Origin of the sequence: Pseudomonas sp. NCIMB 10586 (genome assembly GCF_023127895.1) — a bacterium.
Taxonomy (GTDB): Bacteria; Pseudomonadota; Gammaproteobacteria; order Pseudomonadales; family Pseudomonadaceae; genus Aquipseudomonas; species Aquipseudomonas synxantha_A.
In genome coordinates this window covers 1-5,276 of record NZ_SPKQ01000016.1, presented here as the reverse complement: position 1 = coordinate 5,276, position 5,276 = coordinate 1, and the positions used below count along the sequence as shown (strand labels likewise).

Here is a 5,276-nt window from a genome sequence, read left to right as displayed (position 1 = left end):
CAAATTGCTTGGGTGTTATATGGTCAAGCCTCACGGGCAATTAGTATTGGTTAGCTCAACGCCTCACAGCGCTTACACACCCAACCTATCAACGTCGTAGTCTTCGACGGCCCTTCAGGGAACTCAAGGTTCCAGTGAGATCTCATCTTGAGGCTAGTTTCCCGCTTAGATGCTTTCAGCGGTTATCTATTCCGAACATAGCTACCCGGCAATGCCACTGGCGTGACAACCGGAACACCAGAGGTTCGTCCACTCCGGTCCTCTCGTACTAGGAGCAGCCCCTCTCAAATCTCAAACGTCCACGGCAGATAGGGACCGAACTGTCTCACGACGTTCTAAACCCAGCTCGCGTACCACTTTAAATGGCGAACAGCCATACCCTTGGGACCGGCTTCAGCCCCAGGATGTGATGAGCCGACATCGAGGTGCCAAACACCGCCGTCGATATGAACTCTTGGGCGGTATCAGCCTGTTATCCCCGGAGTACCTTTTATCCGTTGAGCGATGGCCCTTCCATACAGAACCACCGGATCACTAAGACCTACTTTCGTACCTGCTCGACGTGTCTGTCTCGCAGTCAAGCGCGCTTTTGCCTTTATACTCTACGACCGATTTCCGACCGGTCTGAGCGCACCTTCGTACTCCTCCGTTACTCTTTAGGAGGAGACCGCCCCAGTCAAACTACCCACCATACACTGTCCTCGATCCGGATAACGGACCTGAGTTAGAACCTCAAAGTTGCCAGGGTGGTATTTCAAGGTTGGCTCCACGCAGACTGGCGTCCACGCTTCAAAGCCTCCCACCTATCCTACACAAGCAAATTCAAAGTCCAGTGCAAAGCTATAGTAAAGGTTCACGGGGTCTTTCCGTCTAGCCGCGGATACACTGCATCTTCACAGCGATTTCAATTTCACTGAGTCTCGGGTGGAGACAGCGCCGCCATCGTTACGCCATTCGTGCAGGTCGGAACTTACCCGACAAGGAATTTCGCTACCTTAGGACCGTTATAGTTACGGCCGCCGTTTACCGGGGCTTCGATCAAGAGCTTCGCGTTAGCTAACCCCATCAATTAACCTTCCGGCACCGGGCAGGCGTCACACCCTATACGTCCACTTTCGTGTTTGCAGAGTGCTGTGTTTTTAATAAACAGTCGCAGCGGCCTGGTATCTTCGACCGGCATGAGCTTACGGAGCAAGTCCTTCACCCTCACCGGCGCACCTTCTCCCGAAGTTACGGTGCCATTTTGCCTAGTTCCTTCACCCGAGTTCTCTCAAGCGCCTTGGTATTCTCTACCCAACCACCTGTGTCGGTTTGGGGTACGGTTCCTGGTTACCTGAAGCTTAGAAGCTTTTCTTGGAAGCATGGCATCAACCACTTCGTTAACTAAAAGTTAACTCGTCATCAGCTCTCGGCCTTAGAATCCCGGATTTACCTAAGATTCCAGCCTACCACCTTAAACTTGGACAACCAACGCCAAGCTGGCCTAGCCTTCTCCGTCCCTCCATCGCAATAACCAGAAGTACAGGAATATTAACCTGTTTTCCATCGACTACGCTTTTCAGCCTCGCCTTAGGGACCGACTAACCCTGCGTCGATTAACGTTGCGCAGGAAACCTTGGTCTTTCGGCGTGGGTGTTTTTCACACCCATTGTCGTTACTCATGTCAGCATTCGCACTTCTGATACCTCCAGCAAGCTTCTCAACTCACCTTCACAGGCTTACAGAACGCTCCTCTACCGCATCACTTACGTGATACCCGTAGCTTCGGTGTATGGTTTGAGCCCCGTTACATCTTCCGCGCAGGCCGACTCGACTAGTGAGCTATTACGCTTTCTTTAAAGGGTGGCTGCTTCTAAGCCAACCTCCTAGCTGTCTAAGCCTTCCCACATCGTTTCCCACTTAACCATAACTTTGGGACCTTAGCTGACGGTCTGGGTTGTTTCCCTTTTCACGACGGACGTTAGCACCCGCCGTGTGTCTCCCATGCTCGGCACTTGTAGGTATTCGGAGTTTGCATCGGTTTGGTAAGTCGGGATGACCCCCTAGCCGAAACAGTGCTCTACCCCCTACAGTGATACATGAGGCGCTACCTAAATAGCTTTCGAGGAGAACCAGCTATCTCCGAGCTTGATTAGCCTTTCACTCCGATCCACAGGTCATCCGCTAACTTTTCAACGGTAGTCGGTTCGGTCCTCCAGTTAGTGTTACCCAACCTTCAACCTGCCCATGGATAGATCGCCCGGTTTCGGGTCTATTCCCAGCGACTAGACGCCCTATTAAGACTCGCTTTCGCTACGCCTCCCCTATTCGGTTAAGCTCGCCACTGAAAATAAGTCGCTGACCCATTATACAAAAGGTACGCAGTCACCCAACAAAGTGGGCTCCCACTGCTTGTACGCATACGGTTTCAGGATCTATTTCACTCCCCTCTCCGGGGTTCTTTTCGCCTTTCCCTCACGGTACTAGTTCACTATCGGTCAGTCAGTAGTATTTAGCCTTGGAGGATGGTCCCCCCATATTCAGACAAAGTTTCTCGTGCTCCGTCCTACTCGATTTCATGACTAAGAGATTTTCGCGTACAGGGCTATCACCCACTATGGCCGCACTTTCCAGAGCGTTCCGCTAATCTCAAAGCCACTTAAGGGCTAGTCCCCGTTCGCTCGCCACTACTAAGGGAATCTCGGTTGATTTCTTTTCCTCAGGGTACTTAGATGTTTCAGTTCCCCTGGTTCGCCTCTTGCACCTATGTATTCAGTACAAGATAACCATCTTATGATGGCTGGGTTCCCCCATTCAGACATCTCCGGATCAAAGTCTGTTTGCCGACTCCCCGAAGCTTTTCGCAGGCTACCACGTCTTTCATCGCCTCTGACTGCCAAGGCATCCACCGTATGCGCTTCTTCACTTGACCATATAACCCCAAGCAATCTGGTTATACTGTGAAGACAACATTCGCCGAAAATTCGAATTTCTCAATTAAGAGAACTCACAAATTTTACCTTAGCCTGATCCGTTACCAGTGAAAGTAACGTTCAGTCTATCTTTCTATCACATACCCAAATTTTTAAAGAACGAACTAGTCAAAGACTAGAAATCAACATTCACCATCACAACGATGGAATGCTCATTTCTAAGCTTTATACAAACAGAAGCAGTAGTGGTGGAGCCAAACGGGATCGAACCGTTGACCTCCTGCGTGCAAGGCAGGCGCTCTCCCAGCTGAGCTATGGCCCCGTATTTCTACAGGCGTTTCCCACACAAAATTGGTGGGTCTGGGCAGATTCGAACTGCCGACCTCACCCTTATCAGGGGTGCGCTCTAACCAACTGAGCTACAGACCCAATTTCGGGCTGCTTCTTTTCGTCTTCTTCAATGAATCAAGCAATTCGTGTGGGAACTTATGGAGCAGCTGATGTCGTCGATTAAGGAGGTGATCCAGCCGCAGGTTCCCCTACGGCTACCTTGTTACGACTTCACCCCAGTCATGAATCACACCGTGGTAACCGTCCTCCCGAAGGTTAGACTAGCTACTTCTGGTGCAACCCACTCCCATGGTGTGACGGGCGGTGTGTACAAGGCCCGGGAACGTATTCACCGCGACATTCTGATTCGCGATTACTAGCGATTCCGACTTCACGCAGTCGAGTTGCAGACTGCGATCCGGACTACGATCGGTTTTATGGGATTAGCTCCACCTCGCGGCTTGGCAACCCTCTGTACCGACCATTGTAGCACGTGTGTAGCCCAGGCCGTAAGGGCCATGATGACTTGACGTCATCCCCACCTTCCTCCGGTTTGTCACCGGCAGTCTCCTTAGAGTGCCCACCATGACGTGCTGGTAACTAAGGACAAGGGTTGCGCTCGTTACGGGACTTAACCCAACATCTCACGACACGAGCTGACGACAGCCATGCAGCACCTGTCTCAATGTTCCCGAAGGCACCAATCCATCTCTGGAAAGTTCATTGGATGTCAAGGCCTGGTAAGGTTCTTCGCGTTGCTTCGAATTAAACCACATGCTCCACCGCTTGTGCGGGCCCCCGTCAATTCATTTGAGTTTTAACCTTGCGGCCGTACTCCCCAGGCGGTCAACTTAATGCGTTAGCTGCGCCACTAAAAGCTCAAGGCTTCCAACGGCTAGTTGACATCGTTTACGGCGTGGACTACCAGGGTATCTAATCCTGTTTGCTCCCCACGCTTTCGCACCTCAGTGTCAGTATTAGTCCAGGTGGTCGCCTTCGCCACTGGTGTTCCTTCCTATATCTACGCATTTCACCGCTACACAGGAAATTCCACCACCCTCTACCATACTCTAGTCAGTCAGTTTTGAATGCAGTTCCCAGGTTGAGCCCGGGGATTTCACATCCAACTTAACAAACCACCTACGCGCGCTTTACGCCCAGTAATTCCGATTAACGCTTGCACCCTCTGTATTACCGCGGCTGCTGGCACAGAGTTAGCCGGTGCTTATTCTGTCGGTAACGTCAAAATTGCAGAGTATTAATCTACAACCCTTCCTCCCAACTTAAAGTGCTTTACAATCCGAAGACCTTCTTCACACACGCGGCATGGCTGGATCAGGCTTTCGCCCATTGTCCAATATTCCCCACTGCTGCCTCCCGTAGGAGTCTGGACCGTGTCTCAGTTCCAGTGTGACTGATCATCCTCTCAGACCAGTTACGGATCGTCGCCTTGGTGAGCCATTACCCCACCAACTAGCTAATCCGACCTAGGCTCATCTGATAGCGCAAGGCCCGAAGGTCCCCTGCTTTCTCCCGTAGGACGTATGCGGTATTAGCGTCCGTTTCCGAACGTTATCCCCCACTACCAGGCAGATTCCTAGGCATTACTCACCCGTCCGCCGCTCTCAAGAGAAGCAAGCTTCTCTCTACCGCTCGACTTGCATGTGTTAGGCCTGCCGCCAGCGTTCAATCTGAGCCATGATCAAACTCTTCAGTTCAAACATCTTTGGGTTTTTAAGAAACCCTAAACTTGGCTCAGCAATCGTTGGTTACATCTTTGATTTCTCGCGGAGTAACTTGTGATGCTGATAATCTTGTTGACTATCAGTCTGACTCCACAAGCACCCACACGAATTGCTTGATTCAGTTGTTAAAGAGCGGTTGGTTAAGATCTTTCGTCTCAACCGAGGCGCGCATTCTACAGCAGCCTCATTTGCTGTCAAGTGATTATTTTCAGAAGCTTTCGAAGATTTCTTCAACAACTTCAACCACTTGCGCTTAAGATCTCTCCGAAGCGGGAGGCGAATTCTACAG

Annotated in this window: 2 tRNA genes and 2 rRNA genes; all 4 read right to left on the bottom strand. The window is 51.1% G+C overall.

From position 1 onward, the window contains the following. Window positions 1-19: 19 nt before the first annotated feature. Window positions 20-2,911 (bottom strand): 23S ribosomal RNA (locus tag E4P01_RS07940). A gap of 247 nt (window positions 2,912-3,158) precedes the next feature. Then, a tRNA-Ala gene (locus tag E4P01_RS07935) sits at window positions 3,159-3,234 on the bottom strand. Between the two features lie 30 nt (window positions 3,235-3,264). Further along, window positions 3,265-3,341 (bottom strand) — tRNA-Ile (locus tag E4P01_RS07930). A gap of 82 nt (window positions 3,342-3,423) precedes the next feature. After that, a 16S ribosomal RNA gene (locus E4P01_RS07925) occupies window positions 3,424-4,960 on the bottom strand. The 16S and 23S rRNA genes sit together here with 2 tRNA genes alongside, the layout of an rRNA operon. Window positions 4,961-5,276 lie beyond the last annotated feature (316 nt).